General features: G+C 72.5%; 21 protein-coding genes. 14 read left to right on the top strand and 7 right to left on the bottom strand.

Annotated elements, in window-relative coordinates:
• Window positions 1–20 precede the first annotated feature (20 nt).
• The 8 genes from AB0368_RS22995 (at window position 21) to crtI (ending at window position 7,420) form a co-directional block, all read left to right on the top strand.
• Entirely contained in the window at window positions 21–830 is an 810-nt protein-coding gene (locus AB0368_RS22995) for an SDR family NAD(P)-dependent oxidoreductase (protein ID WP_366155981.1), read from the top strand.
• A gap of 44 nt (window positions 831–874) precedes the next feature.
• On the top strand, window positions 875–1,339 hold the full coding sequence (locus AB0368_RS22990; RefSeq protein ID WP_366155980.1) for a YbaK/EbsC family protein: 465 nt from the start codon (window positions 875–877) through the stop codon (window positions 1,337–1,339).
• Between the two features lie 14 nt (window positions 1,340–1,353).
• Complete coding sequence (locus AB0368_RS22985; protein WP_366155979.1) at window positions 1,354–2,808, top strand: glycosyltransferase family 39 protein; 1,455 nt, start codon at window positions 1,354–1,356, stop codon at window positions 2,806–2,808.
• Between the two features lie 9 nt (window positions 2,809–2,817).
• The gene (locus AB0368_RS22980; RefSeq protein WP_366155978.1) at window positions 2,818–3,519 is read left to right on the top strand and encodes a monooxygenase; all 702 of its coding nucleotides are present in this window, start codon (window positions 2,818–2,820) and stop codon (window positions 3,517–3,519) included.
• Window positions 3,516–4,097, top strand: coding sequence for a GNAT family N-acetyltransferase (locus AB0368_RS22975; protein WP_366155977.1), 582 nt, complete (start codon window positions 3,516–3,518; stop codon window positions 4,095–4,097). Before AB0368_RS22980 ends, AB0368_RS22975 begins: the two co-directional genes overlap by 4 nt.
• 67 nt (window positions 4,098–4,164) lie before the next feature.
• Entirely contained in the window at window positions 4,165–4,893 is a 729-nt protein-coding gene (locus AB0368_RS22970; protein ID WP_366156148.1) for a carotenoid biosynthesis protein, read from the top strand.
• A complete protein-coding gene (locus AB0368_RS22965) occupies window positions 4,890–5,984 on the top strand; it encodes a glycosyltransferase family A protein (RefSeq protein WP_366155976.1) in 1,095 nt (364 codons plus the stop codon). The genes AB0368_RS22970 and AB0368_RS22965 overlap by 4 nt, the downstream gene beginning before the upstream one ends.
• Window positions 5,981–7,420 (top strand): phytoene desaturase family protein, encoded by a 1,440-nt coding sequence (gene crtI, locus AB0368_RS22960; protein ID WP_366155975.1) that lies wholly within the window; start codon window positions 5,981–5,983, stop codon window positions 7,418–7,420. Before AB0368_RS22965 ends, crtI begins: the two co-directional genes overlap by 4 nt.
• Before the next feature lie 47 nt (window positions 7,421–7,467).
• On the opposite strand, the gene AB0368_RS22955 is transcribed toward crtI, so the two are convergent.
• On the bottom strand, window positions 7,468–8,814 hold the full coding sequence (locus tag AB0368_RS22955; protein WP_366155974.1) for a phospholipase D-like domain-containing protein: 1,347 nt from the start codon (window positions 8,812–8,814) through the stop codon (window positions 7,468–7,470).
• Between the two features lie 74 nt (window positions 8,815–8,888).
• Complete coding sequence (locus AB0368_RS22950; protein WP_366155973.1) at window positions 8,889–9,812, bottom strand: LysR substrate-binding domain-containing protein; 924 nt, start codon at window positions 9,810–9,812, stop codon at window positions 8,889–8,891.
• 167 nt (window positions 9,813–9,979) lie between these two features.
• Here AB0368_RS22950 and AB0368_RS22945 point away from each other — a divergent pair, with 167 nt between their 5' ends.
• The 5 genes from AB0368_RS22945 (at window position 9,980) to AB0368_RS22925 (ending at window position 14,633) form a co-directional block, all read left to right on the top strand.
• A complete protein-coding gene (locus AB0368_RS22945; RefSeq protein WP_366156147.1) occupies window positions 9,980–10,642 on the top strand; it encodes a succinate dehydrogenase cytochrome b subunit in 663 nt (220 codons plus the stop codon).
• Window position 10,643: 1 nt separating this feature from the next.
• Entirely contained in the window at window positions 10,644–12,581 is a 1,938-nt protein-coding gene (locus tag AB0368_RS22940) for a fumarate reductase/succinate dehydrogenase flavoprotein subunit (RefSeq protein WP_366155972.1), read from the top strand.
• On the top strand, window positions 12,581–13,324 hold the full coding sequence (locus AB0368_RS22935; protein WP_366155971.1) for a succinate dehydrogenase/fumarate reductase iron-sulfur subunit: 744 nt from the start codon (window positions 12,581–12,583) through the stop codon (window positions 13,322–13,324). Before AB0368_RS22940 ends, AB0368_RS22935 begins: the two co-directional genes overlap by 1 nt.
• A gap of 72 nt (window positions 13,325–13,396) precedes the next feature.
• On the top strand, window positions 13,397–14,050 hold the full coding sequence (locus AB0368_RS22930; RefSeq protein WP_366155970.1) for a uridine kinase: 654 nt from the start codon (window positions 13,397–13,399) through the stop codon (window positions 14,048–14,050).
• The gene (locus AB0368_RS22925) at window positions 14,043–14,633 is read left to right on the top strand and encodes a cadmium resistance transporter (RefSeq protein ID WP_366155969.1); all 591 of its coding nucleotides are present in this window, start codon (window positions 14,043–14,045) and stop codon (window positions 14,631–14,633) included. The genes AB0368_RS22930 and AB0368_RS22925 overlap by 8 nt, the downstream gene beginning before the upstream one ends.
• Here the strand turns inward: AB0368_RS22925 and AB0368_RS22920 are convergent.
• The 5 genes from AB0368_RS22920 to metF form a co-directional block, all read right to left on the bottom strand.
• Complete coding sequence (locus tag AB0368_RS22920) at window positions 14,626–15,795, bottom strand: MFS transporter (protein WP_366155968.1); 1,170 nt, start codon at window positions 15,793–15,795, stop codon at window positions 14,626–14,628. The two genes, AB0368_RS22925 and AB0368_RS22920, sit on opposite strands and share 8 nt — an antisense overlap.
• Before the next feature lie 67 nt (window positions 15,796–15,862).
• Window positions 15,863–16,342 (bottom strand): hypothetical protein, encoded by a 480-nt coding sequence (locus AB0368_RS22915; RefSeq protein WP_366155967.1) that lies wholly within the window; start codon window positions 16,340–16,342, stop codon window positions 15,863–15,865.
• A gap of 84 nt (window positions 16,343–16,426) precedes the next feature.
• Window positions 16,427–16,870, bottom strand: a complete 444-nt coding sequence (locus AB0368_RS22910; protein ID WP_366155966.1) for an HNH endonuclease — start codon at window positions 16,868–16,870, stop codon at window positions 16,427–16,429.
• 214 nt (window positions 16,871–17,084) lie between these two features.
• Window positions 17,085–17,735 (bottom strand): CDP-alcohol phosphatidyltransferase family protein, encoded by a 651-nt coding sequence (locus AB0368_RS22905; protein ID WP_366155965.1) that lies wholly within the window; start codon window positions 17,733–17,735, stop codon window positions 17,085–17,087.
• A gap of 3 nt (window positions 17,736–17,738) precedes the next feature.
• Window positions 17,739–18,668, bottom strand: a complete 930-nt coding sequence (gene metF / locus AB0368_RS22900) for a methylenetetrahydrofolate reductase [NAD(P)H] (RefSeq protein ID WP_366155964.1) — start codon at window positions 18,666–18,668, stop codon at window positions 17,739–17,741.
• A 65-nt stretch (window positions 18,669–18,733) separates the two neighbouring features.
• Here metF and AB0368_RS22895 point away from each other — a divergent pair, with 65 nt between their 5' ends.
• Window positions 18,734–19,789: a polyprenyl synthetase family protein gene (locus AB0368_RS22895; protein ID WP_366156146.1), complete on the top strand. Its 1,056-nt coding sequence runs from the start codon at window positions 18,734–18,736 to the stop codon at window positions 19,787–19,789.
• Window positions 19,790–19,791 lie beyond the last annotated feature (2 nt).

The following is a 19,791-nucleotide window of genomic DNA, read 5'->3' as shown; positions in this document are numbered from 1 at the left end:
GCGGAGCGGAAGATGCGCGCATGCGAACAATCGTGGTGACCGGGGCGAGTTCCGGAGTGGGCCTGGCGGCGGCGCAGGATCTCGCCGCGCAAGGCGACCAGGTCGTCGTCGTGGGACGCGATCCCGGCCGGCTGAGCGCGGCGATGGCGGCGGTCCGGGCGGCGGCCACCGGCCCCCCGCCCGCCGAGTTCCGGGCCGACTTCGAATCCCTCGATCAGGTACGCCGGCTCGCGGATGACCTTCTGGCGGCGTACCCGGCCATCGACGTCCTCGCGAACAACGCCGGCGGCATGCTGGCCGCGTACCGGAAGACGGAGGACGGCTTCGAGGCGACCGTGGCGAGCAACCACCTCGCGCCTTTCCTCCTGACCAATCTCCTGCGCGAGGCGCTGCGCGGCGGCCGGGTGGTGAACACCTCGTCCCGCGCGCATCAGGGGGCCAGGGTCGACCCGGACGACTTCACCGGCGATCCGGCGAAGTGGAACGGGTGGCGCTCCTACGGGGCGGGCAAGGCCGCCAACATCCTGTTCACGGAGGAGGCGGCGCGGCGCTGGCCGGACATCCTGTCGGTGGCGTTCCATCCGGGCGTGGTGCGCACCAACTTCGGTGCGGGCCCCGTCACGCGCTTCTTCTACAAGGTGGCGCCGTTCCTGACCAGCGCGGAGAAGGCGGGTGAGCTGCTGACGTGGCTCGCGACCGCGCCGGCCGACGAGCTGCGCAACGGCGCGTACTACGTGGGCCACAAGGCCACCCAGCCGGATCGGCGGCTCGCGGACCCGGCGCTCGCCGCCCGGCTGTGGGACTCCAGCGCCACGGCCACCGGGCTCTGACGGCCGGAAGGCCGCCGGCCGGGCACGGCATGGACAATGGGCCGATGCAGAATCATCCCAACGTGCTCGCGGTGCGCGCCGCGCTGGGCGGGTCCGCGCCGGAGATGGTCATCTTCGACGAGGGCGTGCACACCGCCTCCGCGGCCGCCGCGGCGCTCTCGGTCGAGGTCGGGCAGATCGCCAACTCCCTGATCTTCGACGCGGACGGCGAGCCGCTGCTCGTGCTCACGTCCGGGGCGCACCGCGTCGACACCGGGAAGGTGGCTGCCGCCCTGGGCCTGGCCAAGCTGGGCCGGGCCACCCCGGAATTCGTGCGCGAGCACACCGGGCAGGCGATCGGCGGGGTCGCTCCCCTGGGCCACCCCAGGCCGGTACGCACCATCGTCGACACCGCCCTCGCGCAGTACGACGAGATCTGGGCGGCCGGCGGGGTGCCGCGAGCCGTGTTCCCGATCACGTACGAGGAGCTGCTGAAAGTCACCGACGGCACTCCGATGGACGTCGCCTGAGAACCCGGGAGACCGTGGCCCTCACGGCCGCGCCGTTCGGGGTCACGCTCACCGTGATGCTGATCGGCATCGGCAAACGGGAGCTGTGGCGCGACGAGCACGCGACCTGGTGGGCGGCTTCGCAGCCGGTGCCCGATCTGGGCCGGCTCACCGGCACCGTGGACGCGGTGCTGTATCCATACTACCTGCTCATGCACGGGTGGATCGGGCTGTTCGGCGATGCCGAGGCCACCCTGCGGATGCCGTCGGCGATCTTCATGGCGCTCGCCGCGGCCGTGCTCGCCCTCCTCGGCCGGCGCCTCTTCGACGCGCCGACCGGCCTGGTGGCGGGCCTGCTGCTGCCGGCCGTCCCGGTGATCAGCCGGTACGGCCAGGAGGCACGGCCGTACGCGATGGCGATGCTCGCCTCGGTCGTCGCCGTGTTCCTGCTGCTGCGCGCGCTCGAGCGGCCGACCGTGTGGCGCTGGGCCGGGTATGCCGTCGGGGTGCTCTGGGTCGGATACAGCCACGTCGTCGCGCTGATGGCCTTGGCCGCGCACCTGGTGGCCGTGGTGGCCGCCGCCCGCCGGGCCGAGGGCCGGGACCGGCTCCGGACTCTCATCGGCTGGACCTCGGCCGTGCTCGCCGCGGTCCTGGCGATGCTGCCGCTGATCCTCGCCGGCCGGCGGCAGCACGCCCAGATCAGCTGGATCGGGGACACCACCTGGGCACGGGTGCACAAGTTCCCGGGCGAGATGTTCCTCAGCACGACGGTCGCCGGCTTCTTCCTCACCCTGGGAACGGGTGCGCTGGTCATCCTCGCCGTCGCGGACGGCGGCAAGCAGCGGTGGATCGCCGCGTCCCTGGCGTTCTGGACGCTGCTGCCGCCGGTGCTGGCCTATTACACCTTCCACGAGTTCCACTTCTTCCTGCCGCGCTACCTGCTCTTCACGATCCCGGCGTGGGTCCTGCTCGGCGCGTACGCGATCCGCCGGCTCGCCGGCACCGAGCCCAAGGTCCTGATGGCCACCCTCGTCGCGGGGGCCGCACTGGTCGTCGTGGGCTGGCACCGCCAGACGGTCGTCCGCACCGACCCCGAGAACGAGTACGCCTTTCGGGACGCAGCCCATCACATCGCCGAGCGGGAGCAGCCGGGCGACGGCATCGTCTTCACCGGGTACGACTACCTGCACCGCGGCTTCCGCTACGAGTGGCGGCACCAGCCGGCGGGGCAGCAGCCCCGGGAGATCCTGGTCGCCCAGGCGCCCGGCACGGCCTGGTCCTGGGTGCACCCGCCGTGCCCGGACACCGCCGCCTGCCTCGGCGACACCCCCCGCATCTGGGTCGTCTCGTCGGACCCCCGCGGCCTGCCGCTGAGCCCCCTGCCGGCCGGCCAGCAGCCCGCCATCGAAGAGCGCTTCCAGCTCATCTCACAGACCGTGTTCCACCGGTTGTGGGTCTCCGAGCTCATTCGCCGGCCCGGGAAGTAGCGTGGCGGGATGAATCCCGTCCCGCCGCTGGTCACGCTGCACGTGTGGCGGGTGCCGCGGCGAGCCGTCGGGCGAGCCTTCGTCCGGATGGCGGCCGATCCGCGCCGGTTGCGCCGGCTGCCGGGAGTGCGCTTCGGCAAACTGCTCGGCACCGGGACCGGGACGGGTTTCGGGCCGGGCGACAGCGACCTCACCCGGTACGCGGCCGTGGTCGCCTGGGACGACGCCGGCGGCGGTGACCTGGGCCGGGTCGGGGCGGCCTGGGACGCGATCGCGACCTCCGCCGCCCGCGCCGACCTGCGGCCGCTGACCAGCCGCGGCCGGTGGTCCGGGACCGTTCCCTTCGGCGAGCCGTCCGGCGGCCGTACCGACGGCCCGGTGCTGGCGCTGACCAGGGCCCGGCTGCGGCCGGCGAAGGCGCTGACGTTCTGGAGGGCCGTGCCGCCGGTGGCCCGGGAGCTGGCCGCCGCACCCGGGCTGCTCGCGCGCTTCGGCCTCGGGGAGGCGCCGGTCGGCTGGCAGGGCACGGTCAGTGTGTGGCGCGACGCGACGGACCTGACCCGGTTCGCGTACCGTCAGCCGGAGCACCGCGCGGTGATCGCGCGGACGGCAGCCGTCGACTGGTACGCCGAGGATCTGTTCGCCAGGTTCGCGGTGCTCGGCATCAGCGGCGACAGGGCCGTGCTGGGCTGGCGGGAAGGAGAGCGATGAGGCTCGTCCCCTGGCAGCCGGACGACATGCTCCGGCGGCTGGACGACGTGGTGAGCGTGTACGGCGAGGCGATGGGCTACCGCGCCGAGCTGCTGCAGACCCGCCGCGGCTACATCGGCGCGCACGTGCGCCGGGCCGGCTTCCGGGCCGTCGCCACGCTGACCACCGAGGGGCAGCTCGCCGGTTTCGGGTACGGCTACGCGTCCGGCCCCGGCCAGTGGTGGCACGACCAGGTCCGCTCGGCGCTGGACGACACCGCCCGGCGGCGCTGGCTGGCCGAGTGCTTCGAGGTGGTCGAGCTGCACGTACGCCCGAGCGCGCAGGGGCACGGCATCGGCGCCCGCCAGCTGCGGGCCCTGCTGTCGATGGCGGACGGCTCGACCGTGATGCTGTCGACGCCGGAGGCCGACGAGCAGCGTTCCCGCGCCTGGCGGCTGTACCGGCGCTTCGGCTTCGAGGACCTGCTGCGCGACTTCTACTTCCCGGGCGACGAGCGGGCCTTCGCGATCCTGGGCCGGGGCCTGCCGCTGACCGAGCGCGCCCCGGCGGAGGGCGCTCCCGGCATTGTCGGCATCTGACCGCCCGTCCAACCACCCCGCCGCCACCCACAAACGGACTGAAGACCGGCCCAGGGCGCTCTGGGTCCTGCTCGGCGCTCTGGTGCTGGTGCAGATCTGCTATCCGCTCACCCACGGCGGGGCACGCGCCGGGCTGACGATCACCACGGTCGTTCTCGGGTACGTGCTCTCGATCGCCCACGCATGGCTCAGCCGGGGAGCCCGGCCGGCCGTGGCGCTGGTGGCGACGGCCACGCTGGGCGGGTTCGCGGTGGAGGCGGTGGGCGTGGCCACGGGCTTCCCGTTCGGCACGTACGACTACGCCGGCCGGCTCGGCCCCGAGGTGCTCGGCGTACCCCTGATCATCCCGCTGGCCTGGACCTGGATGGCGTGGCCGGCGTGGCTGGCGGCACTGCGCCTGGCCCGGTCGCGGCCGGCCCGGATCGCGCTCGCGGCGGCCGGGCTGGCCGCCTGGGACCTGTTCCTCGACCCGCAGATGGTCGCCGAGGGGTACTGGCGCTGGCACTCCCCCACCCCGGCGCTGCCCGGCGTGCCCGGCATCCCGGTCGGCAACTACCTGGGCTGGCTGGGCTTCGCGCTGGTGCTGATGACCGTGCTGGGAGTCGCGGCCGGCCGGCCCGGCAACCGCCCCGGCGACCGGGATGCCCCGATGATCGCGTTGTGGCTGTGGACGTACGCTTCGTCTGTGCTCGCCCACGCGGTGTTCCTGGGTCTGCCCTGGTCCGCGCTCTGGGGCGGGATCCTCATGGGTGCGGCGGTGCTGCCCCTGCTCCCCGCGCTGCGACGCCCCGCATGACGTGGCTCGCCCTGCTGCCGTGGTTGGCGCTGACCGGGCACACCCTCGTCAACGCGGCACTGCTGCGCCGTCCGCCGCGCGGCGCGACGGTCACCGAGCGGGTTGCCGTCCTGCTGCCGCTGCGTGACGAGGCCGCCCGGGTGACGCCCTGCCTGGAGTCGCTGCTCGGCCAGCGCGGCGTCGCCGACCTGGAGATCATCGTCCTCGACGACGGCTCGACGGACGGCACGGCGGAGGTGGTACGCGGGCTCGCCGGGGACAAGGTGCGGCTGCTGACCGGGGCACCGCCGACTCAGGGGTGGCTCGGCAAACCGCACGCGTGCGCGCAGTTGGCCGAGGCGGCCGGCGACCGCGACGTGCTCGTCTTCGTCGACGCCGACGTGGTGCTCGCGCCCGACGCGGTGGCCGGCGGCGTGGCGTTGCTGCGGTCGGCGCAGGTCACGCTGCTGTCGCCGTACCCGCGGATCACCGGGGCGGGCCGGCTCGTGCAGCCGCTGCTGCAGTGGTCGTGGCTGACGTTCCTGCCGTTGCGGCTCATGGAACGCTCGCCGCGTCCGTCGCTTGCCGCCGCGGGCGGGCAGTGGCTGGTCGTGGACCGGGCAGGCTACGAACGGGCGGGCGGGCACGCGGCGGTGCGCGGCGACATCCTCGAGGACATCGGGCTGGCCCGGGCGGTCAAGCGCTCCGGCGGCCGGATCGCGCTCGCGGACGGGTCCGGCTTGGCGACGTGCCACATGTACGCGTCGTGGCGGGAGCTGGGCGACGGTTACGGGAAGTCGCTGTGGGCGTCGTTCGGGTCGCCGGCCGGTGCGGCCGCCGTCGTGCTCCTGCTGATGCTTCTGTACGTCGCCCCGCCGGTGACCGCGGCACTCGCCCTGATGTCCGCAACGGTGGATCTTGCGTTGGGGAGTTTGTGTGCGTACGGGATGGGTGTTCTGGGCAGGATGATCGCCGCGGCCGCGACGGGCGGGCGGACCTGGCCCGACCCGTTGGCCCAGCCGGTGTCGATCCTGGTCTTCGCGGCCCTCGTGGCGCGATCGTTCGCGCGGCGCCGGCAGGGGCGCCTGAGCTGGCGGGGGCGACCGGTATGAGCCGGATCGTGGTGATCGGCGCGGGCGTGGGAGGCCTCGCCGCGGCGATCCGGCTGGCCGGCGCGGGCCACGAGGTCACGGTGCACGAGCGGGCCGCGACCGTCGGCGGCAAGCTCGGCCGCTACGAGCGCGACGGGTTCCGTTTCGACACCGGCCCGAGCCTGCTGACGCTGCCGCAGGTCTTCGCCGGCCTCGGCCTCGACCTCGACCCGGAGCCGCTGGACCCGGTGGTGCGCCACGTGTTCGCGGACGGCAGCACCCTCGACTCGTCGTCCGACCCTTCGGTGTTCGCTCAACGGATCGCGGACGCGTTCGGGGCGGCGGCGGCCGCGGACTGGGCCCGCTTCTGGCGGCGCGCGGAACGCATCTGGGCCGCGTCGTGGCGCTCGGTGCTGCAACGCGAGGTCTCCCCCGCGACGCTGGCCCGGCTGTCCTGGCGCATCGGCGACCTCGCCGCGATCGCACCGGGCCGCTCACTGCGCACCCTCGGCCGGCACTACCTGCGCGACCGGCGGCTGCGGATGCTGCTGGACCGGTACGCGACCTACACCGGCACCGATCCCCGGCAAGCTCCGGCAGCGCTCGCCGCGATCCCGTACGCGGAGCTGGCCTTCGGCGGCTGGTACCTCCGAGGCGGCCTCGGCGTCCTGGCGTCAGCCCTGCGGGACCGCTGCGCGGCGCTCGGAGTCACGATCCACACCTCGTCGCCCGTGACCGCCATCCGTACGGCCGAGGGCCGGGTCACCGGCGTCCTGACCCCGGGCGGCGCCGTCCCCGCCGACGTCGTCGTCTCCGATGTGGACGCCGCGACGCTGTACCGGGACCTGCTGCCCTCCCCGCGCCGGCTCGCCGGCCTGGCCGACCGCAGCCTGGCGGGCTTCGTCCTGCTGCTGGGCGTCCGGGGCGAGACGCCGGAACTCGCGCACCACACCGTCTTCTTCCCCCGCGGCTACGACGCGGAGTTCGACGCGGTCTTCGGCGACCCCGCCCGCGGCCGCCGCGCCCGCCCCGCGTCGGACCCGGCCGTCTTCGTCACCCGGGCCACCGACCCGGCGGTGCACCCACCCGGCACGGAGGCGTGGTTCGTCCTGGTGAACGCACCCCGGCACGGCACCGGCTTCAGCGCCGTCGACTGGCGCCGGCCGGGGCTGGCCCCGGCGTACGGGGACCACATCCTGAACGTCCTCGCCCGTCGCGGCCTGGACGTCCGCGACCGGTTGGTGTTCATGGAGACGCGCACACCGGCCGACCTGGCGGAGGCGACGGGTGCGCCGGGCGGCGCGATCTACGGCACGGCCGGCGGGCTGCTGCGGCCGGTCAACCGGGGTCCGGTCGAGGGGTTGTTCCTGGTGGGCGGATCGGCGCATCCGGGCGGCGGCCTGCCGATGGTCACTCTCTCCGCGAGGATCGTCGCGGACCGGATCGGCCCGGCCTGACGGCCTCAGCGTCCGCCGAGAGCCGGCCGCGGGCGGTCCGGATGCTGTCAGCCCTCGTCGAACCGGAGCGCTGCCGCGTCGCTCAGCACGGTCGTCGCCGCGGCGGCCGCGGTCGTGTTCGCTCGGCAGAAGTCCCGGACCTTGTAGAAGTTGGAATGCAGGTAGGCCTCGTGCACGCTCGAGTCGCGGATCCGCACCATCGACTCGTCGGCGTTGCGCAGCGCGGTGAGCGAGTAGTTGTGGCTGCCCATGAAGACGCGCGGGATCTGATCGTCGTCGTACGCCCCGTCGATCAGCATGTACTTGCTGTGCGCCTTGATGGTCCGGTTGCCGTACCGCGCCTCGCACGAGGTGATGCCGATACTCCTGCCGCCCACGTTGCCCAGGGCGTCCAGCGCCGACGTGCTGGTCACGGAGTAGACGACGTCGACCCAGCAACCGTCCTTCACCAGGTCGGCGAGCTTCTTGGCCACGGCGGTGCGGGTCAGCGCCCACATCACGATGCGGATGTCGGTCTGGTGCGGATCGCCGTCGGTCTGGCCCACGTACGAGCACTTCACCGAGTCGAGCACGTTGACGATCGTGTCGGTGGAGGCCTGGTTGTAGTCCCCGTTGGTTTCCTTGCGGGGGAAGAAGTGCGTCTTGTACTGGTCCGCGGACGCGCCCACGCGGTAGTAGTTGTCGTCACCGGTGCTGCTGGTCCGGTACTTCTTCAGGTCCTTGAAGTACGCCTTGTAGTTGGCGTACGACGACGCCTCGGTCCAGGTGATCGCGTTGTTGTATGCGGTGTCGGCGTCCCAGGTGCCCAGGTTGCCGGACGACTGGAACACCACGCCGGTCTTCACCGCGCCGTTGTTCAGCACCACCTTCGTGGCGGTGAGGAACTTGTTGTGGTTGTACGCGTCAGCGTCGCCGATCTTGCGCTTGCCGATGCAGCCCCTGTTCTTGGCGCACAGCAGGATGTACGAGGAGGCGGTCTCGCTGGTGCCGAGCTCCGGCTTCAACCGCAGGTACGGCGGCTGCGTCGCGTTGGAGCTGCCGTCACCGGCGACCTGGCCGTCCAGCAGGATCCGCACGTTGACGCCCCGCCGGTGTGCCTTGATCAGCCGGTCGGTGATGGCGGGCCGCGCTGTGGTGTCCGAGTAGTCGGGGGTCTTGAACTCGAACCAGGACATCTCGATGGTCTCGCCGGCCGGCACCCGGTCGATCAGGCGGGCCAGCTGCTGGAAGATGGCGTACTGCGCGGCTTCGCTGCCGGCCGGGTCGTTGAACACCGGAACCCCGAAGACCGGGTCCGGCTCGGCCGCCTCGGCGCCGGTAGCCACCACGGCGCCACCGACGGCGAGCAACGCGCTCGCCGTCGCCGCGAAGAGAATTCTGACTGCACGCTTCACTGTCGATCTCCCGGTTCGAAGGGTGCCGACCCTAGCGAACCGGCGCATCCACCGCAGCCCGCGCCAGCAGCTGTCTACAGAGGCTGGACGCCGAACGGGAGCTCGCCCGTGGCGATGTGGTCGAGCAGGGTCGCGCGCAGCGCCTCGGCCGCGTGCGGCAGCACGGCCCGGCGGCGGTGGGCGAGCGCGACCGTCCGGCGCATCCCCGGCGGCGCCAGCGGGGTCGCGCGCAGCAACGGCCGGTTCACCAGCACCATGCTGGGTACGAGCGCCACCCCCAGCCCCGCCTCGACGAACGCCAGCACGGCATCCATCTCCCCGCCCTCGACCGCGAACCGGGGGGCGAAGCCGGCGCGCCGGCATGCCTCCAGGGTCACGTCCCGCAGGTCGTAGCCGGGGCGGAACATGACCAGCGGGGTGTCCCGCAGCTCGCTGAGGGCGAGCTCGGTCCCCGCGGTCGGCGGCGGCCCGGAGGCCACGGAGGCGACCACCAGGCTCTCGCGCAGCACCGGCGCCGCGTGCAGCGACGGGTCGACGCCGTGCTCGGGCTGGACGATCAAGGCGAGGTCGAGGTCGCGGGCGAGCAGGTCGGCGATGAGGTCCTGGGAGCTGCCCTCGTTGACGTACAGCTCGATGGCGGGGTGCTCGGTGCGGAACCGGCGCAGCACCGTCGGGACCAGCGACGAGCAGAGGCTGGGGGTGGCACCGACCCGGACCCGGCCGCGCCGCAGGCCGACGATCTCCTGGACGGCGTCGCGGGCAGCGTCGGCGTCGGCGACCATCCGGCGGGCGAGGGGCAAGAGGGTGTCGCCCGCCGCGGTGAGAGCGACGGCGCCGCGGGCGCGTTCGAACAGCGGAGCGCCGAGAGTTGTTTCGAGGGTGTGAATCTGCTTACTTAAAGTCGGCTGTGAGACGCCCAGCGAGTCCGCCGCTTGGGTGAAATGCCGGGTTTCTACCACTGCTAGGAAGTATCGGAGCTGTTGAAGCTGCACTTCCATAGCCTATGTCTATGAGCACTAACTCGATCATGCATTAGACGAATCGCTCCGAGGTTCTTACCGTCCAGGGTGTGTCGGTAGATACCAGAACTCCTCCCCCGAAGGCGACGGCCGAGCCCGCACGCAAGGCTCTCGCCAAGGCCCCCGCCAAGCGGCGGCCGCGGGGCCTGCGCTCGTCCGTAGCGCTCAAGATCTTCATGGCGGTCACCGGCCTGCTCCTGGTGGCGTTCCTGTACGTGCACATGATCGGCAACCTGAAGATCTTCCTCGGCGCCAAGGACTTCGACCACTACGCGCACTGGCTGCGGACGATCGGCGTACCGCTGCTGCCGCAGGACTGGTACCTGTGGATCCAGCGCGCCGCCCTCACCGTCGCGGTCGTCGGGCACATCGTGGCGGCCACGATCCTCGCCCGGCGCGCCCGCAAGGCCCGGCCCGTGCGCTACGTGCGCCGCGCCAAGGTCCAGGGCAGCTACGCGGCGCGGACCATGCGCTGGGGCGGCGTCATCATCCTGCTGTTCGTGATCTACCACATCCTCGACCTGACCACCGGCACGCTGAACCCCAACGCCGACCCGCAGCACCCGTACGCGAACGTGGTCGCCGACTTCGCGCCCGGCCGCTGGTACGTGACGCTCTTCTACACGCTGGCCATCGTGAGCGTCGGCTTCCACCTGCGGCACGGGCTGTTCAGCGCCGTCCGCACCCTCGGCCAGCGCACGCAGCGCGGCGAGCGCATCGCCCGGGCCGTCGCCCTGGTGCTCTCCGCCGTCCTCGTCGCCGGCTACCTGTCGGTGCCGTTCGCCGTGCTCACCGGATTGGTGGACTGACATGACCAACTCCTTCTGGAACGAGGGCGAACCGATCGCCGACACGGCGGCGCCCGACGGCCCGGTCGAGACCCGCTGGGACCGCCGCAAGTTCGCCGCCAAGCTGGTCAACCCGGCCAACCGGCGCAAGCTCAGCGTCATCGTCGTCGGCACCGGCCTGGCCGGCGGCTCGGCCGCGGCGACCCTGGCCGAGGCCGGCTACAAGGTCCGCTCGTACTGCTACCAGGACAGCCCGCGGCGCGCGCACTCCATCGCCGCGCAGGGCGGTATCAACGCCGCCAAGAACTACCGCAACGACGGCGACTCGATCTACCGGCTGTTCTACGACACGGTCAAGGGCGGCGACTTCCGCGCCCGCGAGTCCAACGTGTACCGGCTCGCACAGGTCAGCGTGAACATCATCGACCAGTGCGTGGCCCAGGGCGTACCGTTCGCCCGCGAGTACGGCGGCCTGCTCGACAACCGCTCGTTCGGCGGCACCCAGGTGTCCCGTACGTTCTACGCCCGGGGCCAGACGGGTCAGCAGCTGCTGCTGGGCGCGTACCAGGCGATGGAGCGGCAGATCGGGCTCGGCAACATCGAGATGTTCGCCCGGCACGAGATGCTCGAGCTCGTCGTGGTCGACGGCAAGGCCCGCGGCATCGTGGTGCGCGACATGGTCACCGGCGAGATCACCACGGACCTGGCCGACGCGGTCGTGCTCGCCTCCGGCGGCTACGGCAACGTGTTCTTCCTGTCCACCAACGCCAAGGGCTGCAACGTCACGGCGAGCTGGCGGGCACACCGCAAGGGCGCGCTGTTCGCGAACCCCTGCTACACCCAGATCCACCCGACGTGCATCCCCGAGTCCGGCTCGCACCAGAGCAAGCTCACGCTGATGAGCGAGTCGCTGCGCAACGACGGCCGGGTGTGGGTCCCGAAGCGCCGGGAGGACTGCGGCAAGCCGGCCGCCGACATCGCCGAGGAGGACCGCGACTACTACCTGGAGCGGATCTACCCCTCCTTCGGCAACCTGGTCCCCCGCGACATCGCGTCGCGCGCCGCCAAGAACGTGTGCGACGAGGGCCGTGGCGTGGGCCCCGGCGGCCTCGGCGTCTACCTCGACTTCGCCGACGCCATCTCCCGGCTGGGGCGCGACGCCGTCGAGGCCAAGTACGGCAACCTGTTCGAGATGTACCAGCGCATCACCGGCGAGGACCCGTACGAGACGCCGATGCGCATCTACCCCGCCGTGCACTACACGATGGGTGGCCTCTGGGTCGACTACGACCTCCAGTCGACGATCCCCGGCCTGTTCGTGGTGGGCGAGGCCAACTTCTCCGACCACGGCGCCAACCGCCTGGGCGCGTCGGCGCTCATGCAGGGCCTCGCGGACGGCTACTTCGTGCTGCCGCACACGCTCGCGCACTACCTGGCCTCCGGCCCGTACGAGAAGATCTCGCCGGACCACGAGCAGGTCGTCGCGGCCCGCGCCCAGGTCGAGGAGCGGATCCAGAAGCTGCTCTCGATCGACGGCGACCGGACCGTGGACTCCTTCCACCGCGAGCTCGGCCACATCATGTGGGAGTACTGCGGCATGGAGCGCACGGAGGAGGGCCTGAGCAAGGCCATCGGCCTCATCCGCGACCTGCGTGACGAGTTCTGGGCCCGGGTCAAGGTGCCGGGCACGGGCGAGCAGCTCAACCAGAACCTGGAGAAGGCCGGCCGCGTCGCCGACTTCCTCGAGCTGGGCGAGCTGATGTGCATCGACGCGCTGCACCGCGCCGAGTCGGCGGGCGGCCACTTCCGCGCCGAGAGCCAGACCCCGGACGGCGAGGCCCTGCGCCACGACGACGAATTCAGCTACGTCGCGGCCTGGGAGTACGGCGAGACCCCCACCCTGCACAAGGAACAGCTGGACTTCGAGTACGTCCACCCGAGCACGCGGAGCTACAAGTAATGGACATCCAGGTACGCGTGTGGCGCCAGACCGGTCCCGAGGACAAGGGCCGCATGGTCACGTACGACGTGAAGGACATCTCGCCGGACGCCAGCTTCCTCGAGATGCTGGACGTCCTCAACGAGAAGCTGATCCTCGACGGCGACGACCCGATCGCCTTCGACCACGACTGCCGCGAGGGCATCTGCGGCATGTGCGGCATGATGATCAACGGCGTGGCCCACGGCCCCGAGCGCGCGACCACCACCTGCCAGCTGCACATGCGCCACTTCGACGACGGCGACGTCATCGACGTCGAGCCGTGGCGCGCGTCGGCGTTCCCGGTCATCAAGGACCTCGTCGTCAACCGCGGCGCCTTCGACCGGATCATCCAGGCGGGCGGCTACATCACGGCCCCCACGGGTACGGCCCCCGACGCGCACGCCACCCCGGTCCCCAAGCTGGACGCGGACGCGGCGTTCGAGGCCGCCACCTGCATCGGCTGCGGCGCCTGCGTGGCGGCGTGCCCGAACGGCTCCTCGATGCTCTTCACCGCCGCGAAGGTGGCGCACCTGGGCCTGCTGCCGCAGGGCCAGCCGGAACGGGACAGCCGCGTGGTGGACATGCTGGAGGCCCAGGACGAGGCGGGCTTCGGCGGCTGCACCAACATGGGCGAGTGCACGACGGTCTGCCCGAAGGGCATCCCGCTGACCCTGATCGGCCGCCTCAACAACGACTACCGCAAGGCCGTCCGCAAGAGCTGACTGCATCCGGAGCGGCGGCCCGTCCCCACAACGGGCTGCCGCTGCACACCTCGCCGAGAAGGACCGCCAGCCATGAGCGTGCTCAGGGGTGACGGGTCGCCAGGTGCGGTCGCGGGGCTTGTGCCCGGCGAAGCGGTCAGGGTTGCGGTCGACGGGGTGGACGGCGTCGGGAAGACCACATTCGCGCGGCAGATTGCCGCCGCGCTCACCGCTGCCGGTCGTCCTGCCGTACATCTCTCCGCGGACGGCTTCCACCACCCGCGGGCGGTCCGGCATCGGCGCGGGCGGGACTCACCCGAGGGTTTCTGGCTCGACTCGTACGACTACGCTGCGCTGATCGACAACGTTCTGACGCCGTTCGGTCCGGGCGGCAACGGCAGGTACCGGCCGGCCGTGCACGACGTCGTGACGGACGACGTGCTCGATTCCCCGTGGCTCGTCGCGCCGCCGGGGGCGGTGCTGGTGGTCGACGGGTTGTTCCTGCACCGGGACGAGCTGGCCGGGTTCTGGGACTTCTCGGTGTTCCTCTCCGCCCCGTTCGAGGTGACGGTGCCGCGCATGGCGGCCCGGGACGGCTCGCACCCCGATCCCGGCCATCCCTCGCAGGCCCGGTACGTGGCGGGCCAGCGCCTCTACTTCGCCGCGTGTGAGCCCTGGCAGCGGGCATCCGTGGTCGTCGACAACTCCGACGTGTCCCGTCCGGTGCTGGCCGGTGCCGATGGGTGAGACCGTTCTGGCCGCCGCGGGCGTCTTCGCCGGCACCAACGTCGACGACATCATCGTGCTCACGGTGTTGTTCCTCGCTGCCCGTGCCACCGGGAAGCCACGGCCGTGGCAGATCTGGGTGGGTCAGTACGCGGGCATCGCCGCCCTCGTGGCGGTCTCGGCGCTGGCCGCTCTCGGGCTGACGATCGTGCCCGACCCCTGGACCGGGCTGCTCGGCCTCGTGCCGATCGCGCTGGGTGTGCGGGGTCTGATCGGTGCCCTTCGCAGCGACGGCGACGCCCCGGACACGGTCACCGCCGGGAGCGCGTTCGCCGTCGCCGGCGTGACCGTGGCAAACGGGGCCGACAACATCGCCGTGTACACGCCGGTGTTCCGGACGCTGGGCGTGGGCGGCAGCGTCACCACCGTCGCCGTCTTCGCGGTGCTGGTCGCGGTCTGGTGCGGTGCCGCGTCGTGGCTGGGGTCGCACCGGCGGGTCATCGCGGTCGCCGAGCGGTACGGCCACTGGCTCGTCCCGCTGGTCTTCGTCACGATCGGCGTGGTGATCGTGGTCGAGTCCGGCGTGCTGGGGCGGCTCATCTGACCATCCCCGCCGCTTCCTTCTCCCGCTGAGCCGCCACGCCGGCCACCGCCAGGCCGAGCGCCGCGGCCGCGAGCAGGCTGACGCGCCCGCCGAGCACCACCGCGGCGGATCCGAGCGGGTTCGCACATGCGATCGGGCCGAACATCGCGGTGTTCGCGGTCGCCGAGACCCGGCCGAGCAGGTGGCCGGGCGTGTGGGTCTGGATCGCGGTGACCGCCGCGACCAGCGTCCAGGACAGGCCGATCCCGCCGATCACGGCGCCCGTCACGAGCGCCGGCCACCATGGCAGGCAACGGGTCAGGAGCCCGGCCGCGAACAGGACCGTCCCGGTGACGCCGGTCGCGACGGCGCCCCACCGGGCGATGACCCGGCCGGCCACCAGGCCCGCGAGGATCGAGCCGGCGCCCTGGGCGCTCATCAGGACGCCGAGGAACGTGCTGGGCATGCCCATGTCGACGGTGACCACCTCGTACACGCCGGCTGTGGCGAAGCCCGAGAGCCCGATCGAGACCGCGGCCAGCAGGACGGTCACCCGCAGGATCCGTCGTCCTCGCAGGACGGCCAGGCCGGCGCGGAATCCCCGCTCGGTGGGCGGCGGGGTGGGGCCGGGAGTGCCGGTGAGGCGGAGCAGGGCGTACAGGGCAGCGACGACCAGCGGCATCAGCGCACACAGGACGGCCACGGCCGGGCCGCCGTGCCAGGCGTAGAGGCCGGCTCCGGCCGGCGGCGAGACGAGCTTCATGCCCTCCTGCGCGCTGGAGCGCCAGCCGTTGACCGCCCCGAGCTCTTCCGGGGCCAGCGCCGACGGCAGCAGCGCCGATTCGCCCGCGTCCAGCAGGACGTAGCTCAGCCCGTACCCGAAAGCGACGCCGTAGAGCAACCACGCCCTGTCGGGCGACCGGACCGCGAACAGTGACAACAGCGCCGCTGCCAGCGCCAGGTTCGTCGTGATCAGCAGGGTTCGCCGGGGTACGCGGTCCACGAGCGCGCCGAGCCAGGGGCCGGCGAGGGTCGGCGCGTAGACGCAGAGCCCGGCCAGGCCCGCGAGGCTCGCGGAGCCGGTCAGGTCGAGAATCCAGATGCCCACGACCAACGACATCGCGCTGCTGCCGAAGCCGGACAGCAGGGAGATGCCGACGAACAACGTGGTGTTGCGGCGCACTTCCGCCTCAAAGGTGAGTCAGGGCGACTCATATCCTGCGGAGGTGCATCGGTGGACGGCAAGATCGTCAACGGTTTGTTGACAAGGCCCCCGTCAGCTTGCGCACGGCCAGTCGTACGTGTCCCGGGAGGGCGGTGTGACCGGCTCGTGCGAGGTCCTGGACGGCCTGCTCGGCGAGCGCGTAGAGGCCGCCGGGCGGGGCATCCACGGCGGCCGCGACGGTGTCCCGCACCAGCGGCGCGCGGGTGAAGCGACCCGCCCAGCGCCGATCCGCCGCAATGCTGCGGTGCAGGTCGGAGACCGCTTCGCGGAGGACCACGATGCTGTGGGCGTACCGGAGGTCATGGTCGTGCCGGCGGGCCCGGGCCGCCGCCACCAGCCGCTGCCGGCGCTGCTCGGCGGCCTGCCGGCTGGCCAGCCCGAGCGCGCCGGCGATCTGCGTCCACGTGGCGCCGGCCCGGCGGGCGCGGTCGATCAGCTCCAGCTCACGCTCGTCCAGGCCGGCCCGGGCGGGACCGATCTCGGCGAGCTGGTCCAGGATCGCCATGTGTCAACACTACGTTGACACACGGCGAGCCCGGCGAGGTGGACGACCGGCGGACCCCCGTGTTCCTCCCACCGGCCGCCGTCCTCACCGCGCGGTCAGCGCCGCCCAGCTGGGCGCCGTCGGCGTCCAGCGCAGCGGCATCCGCGCCTCCGCCGGCGTACGGTCCCCCTTGCGCTGGTTGCAGCGCCCGCACGCGGCGACGGTGTTCTCCCAGGTGTTGCCCCCACCCCGCGAGCGCGGCAGGACGTGGTCGATCGTGGACGCAGCCCCGCCGCAGTAGCCGCAGCGCCGGCCGTCGCGGGCCAGCACGCCGCCGCGGGACCACGCCGGGCCGCGGCTGTGCCGCCAGCGCGTGACCACGTAGCTGACGAGGCGGACGACGGTCGGGATCGGGAAGACGCCGATGCGCGCGTCCGGCCGCGCCTCCTGCACGACCGCCACCTCGCGGAAGAGCATGCGGATGGCGTGCCGGACGCTGACCCGGTGCAGCGGCCCGTAGTCGGCGTTGAGTACGAGGACCACGCTCATCGCGGGTCACCTCCCCTGTGGTCTGGGCATGAAAAAGCCGCCCGGCCCCGGACAGCACGGGGTGAGCGGCGACGGTCATCGCTGATGCGATCAACCGCGTCGGTGACCCCTGCTTCCGTGCCGGAAAGCCGTCATGTCATCTCCCTAGGCCCGGTGATCCGGGCCACGTCGTCGACACACAAGGTAGGCGGACGTTCGGTACTGGACAACGGAATTAATCGATCAGCGTACGGCGGACGGCCACCAGCAACTGGCCGAGGCCGATCAGTCCGAGGGCCACCCAGACGAGCACCGCGCCCACCACCACGGTCCGCTCCCAGCCCGGATGGACCAGCTCCGCGACGCCGCCGAGAAGCAGCCCGCTGACCGCCACCAACACCCGGGTCGGGCGCTCACCCACGGTGACCACGCCCAGCCCGTCCATCCCGGCGGCCGCCGCCCGGGCCCGGACGTACTCGTGCAGCCAGCTCATCGCGAGACCCGCGACCACCAGCCAGCCCGGCGCCCCGGCCACCCAGAAGGCGGCCAGCCACGCCAGCTCGCCGAGCCGGTCGGCCACCGAGTCGTAGACGAAGCCCAGCCGGGTCGTACGCCCGGTCACGACGGCTACCGCCCCGTCGAGGGCGTCGGCGAACCCGGCCAGCAGCACCAGCAGCGCGCCCGCGAGCAGGGGCACGAACGGCACGCCCGCGCAGAGCAGCAGACCGGAAACGGTCACCGAGGTGGGTCCGACGTGCAACCGGCCGAGCAGGCTGCCGCCGCGGTATGCCAGGCGCACCCAGCCGCGGACCACGGGCGAGGCCGTGCGCGGGTCGAAACCGCCGTGCAGCGCCGACCAGGCAGCGGCGTACTGCTCCCAGGTCACCGCTCAGGCGGCGGCGGCAGGCGCGGCGGGCGCGCCGGCGAGCTGCTGCCACACCTCGCGGGTCGCGGGCGAGCGGTTCATGGTGATGAAGTGGATCCCCGGCACACCCTCGTCGAGCAGCTTGCGGCACATCTCGCTGCACAGCTCGATGCCCAGCTTGCGGACCCCCGCCTCGTCGTCGGCGATCCGCTCGAACCGCGCCAGCAGCGCCGGCGGGAACGGCGCGCCGGAGAGCTGAGCGGACCGCGCGATGGTCGCCATCCGCAGGACCGGCATCACGCCCGGCACGATCGGGGTGTCGCAGCCCGCGGCGCCCACCCGGTCGCGCAGCCGCAGATAGTCGTCCGCCTCGAAGAACATCTGGGTGATCGCGAAGTCGGCACCGGCCCGGCACTTGCTGATGAAGTTGCGGGTGTCGCTCTCGATGTCGGCCGAGCGGGGGTGCTTGTACGGGAAGGCGGCCACGCCGACGCTGAAGTCGCCCGCCTCACGCAGGAGCCGCACCAGGTCCTCGGCGTAGAGGACGCCCTGCGGGTGCCGCACCCACTCGCCGGTCGGGTCGCCGGGCGGGTCGCCCCGCACGGCCAGCACGTTGCGGATGCCGGCGCCGGCCAGCCGCCCGATGACGTTGCGCAGCTCGGCGATCGAGTGGTTGACCGCCGTCAGGTGGGCCATGGGCAGCAGGGTGGTCTCCGTCGCGACCCGCTCGGTCACGTCGACCGTGGTGTCGCGGGTGGTGCCGCCGGCGCCGTACGTGATCGACACGAAGTCGGGCCGCAGCGGCTCGAGCTCGCGGATGGTGCGCCACAGCAGCTGCTCGGCCTCGCGGGTCTTGGGCGGCATGAACTCGAACGAGAACGTCGGCGCCGGGCGACGGATCAGGTCGCCGATCGCCGGGGATGCCGGGAGACGGGAAGGAAGGCCGAGAGACACACCGGAGACTCTACCGGCTGGCGCTCGAGAACCGACGGACTAGGTTTGGCGCCGTGAGCTCCCCGCTGGAACGCGCCGGCCTCCGGCCCCGCGTCGACAAGGCCCTCGCCGCCTTCCTCGCCACGCAGCGCTCCCGGCTGCTGTCGATCGACGAAGCGCTCGCCGAGGTGGCGGATGCGCTCGAAGCGTTCGTGCTGCGCGGCGGGAAGCGGCTGCGGCCCGCCTTCGCCTACTGGGGCTACCGCGGGGCGGGCGGCCTCGACTCGGACCACGTCGTCGCCGCTGTCGCGGCGCTGGAGTTGGTGCAGGCCAGTGCGCTGATCCACGACGATCTGATGGACCGTTCCGACACCCGCCGCGGCGAGCCGTCGGTGCACAAGCGGTTCGCGGCCCGGCACGCCCCGGCGGTCGGGCGCGGCCCGTCGCAGGCCTTCGGCGACAACGCCGCCGTGCTGCTCGGCGACCTCGTCCTGGTCTGGTCGGACGAGCTGCTGCACGGCTCGGGGGTCGAGCTCGAGGACCTCGCCAGGGCCCGGCCCGTCTTTGACGGAATGCGGACAGAGGTGACCGCAGGCCAGTATCTCGACGTACTCACCGCGGTCACCCGGGACACGTCGCTGGACCGCGCCGGCAAGGTGGCCCGCTACAAGTCGGCGAAGTACACCGTCGAGCGCCCCCTGCTGCTCGGTGCGGCGCTCGCCGCCGCCCCGCCGGCCCTGATCGGCGCCTACTCCGCCTTCGGGCTGCCGCTCGGGGAGGCGTTCCAGCTCCGCGACGACGTGCTCGGCGTCTTCGGCGACCCGGTCGTCACCGGCAAGCCCGCCGGCGACGACCTGCGCGAGGGCAAACGGACGTATCTCGTCGCGGCCGCATACGAGACGGTGTCCGGCGCGGGGCGGGCGGAGATCGAACGCGGGCTGGGCGACCCGGAGCTGGATGAGGCCGGCGTCGGACGGCTGCGCGCGATCATCACGGAGAGCGGCGCGCTCGCCCGGACCGAGGCGCGGATCGCCGCGCTCACCGAGGAGGCGCTGGGGGCGCTTCAGGCCGCGGACGTCGAGCCCGAGGCCCGGGCCGTGCTACTGGACCTCGCCGACGCGGCGGTGCGCCGCACCGTCTGAAG

This window comes from Actinoplanes sp. NPDC051475 (genome assembly GCF_040689425.1).
In the GTDB taxonomy this organism is placed as follows: Bacteria; Actinomycetota; Actinomycetes; order Mycobacteriales; family Micromonosporaceae; genus Actinoplanes.
The sequence above is the reverse complement of the archived record's forward strand: the minus strand, read 5'-3'. Positions and strand labels throughout refer to the sequence as shown.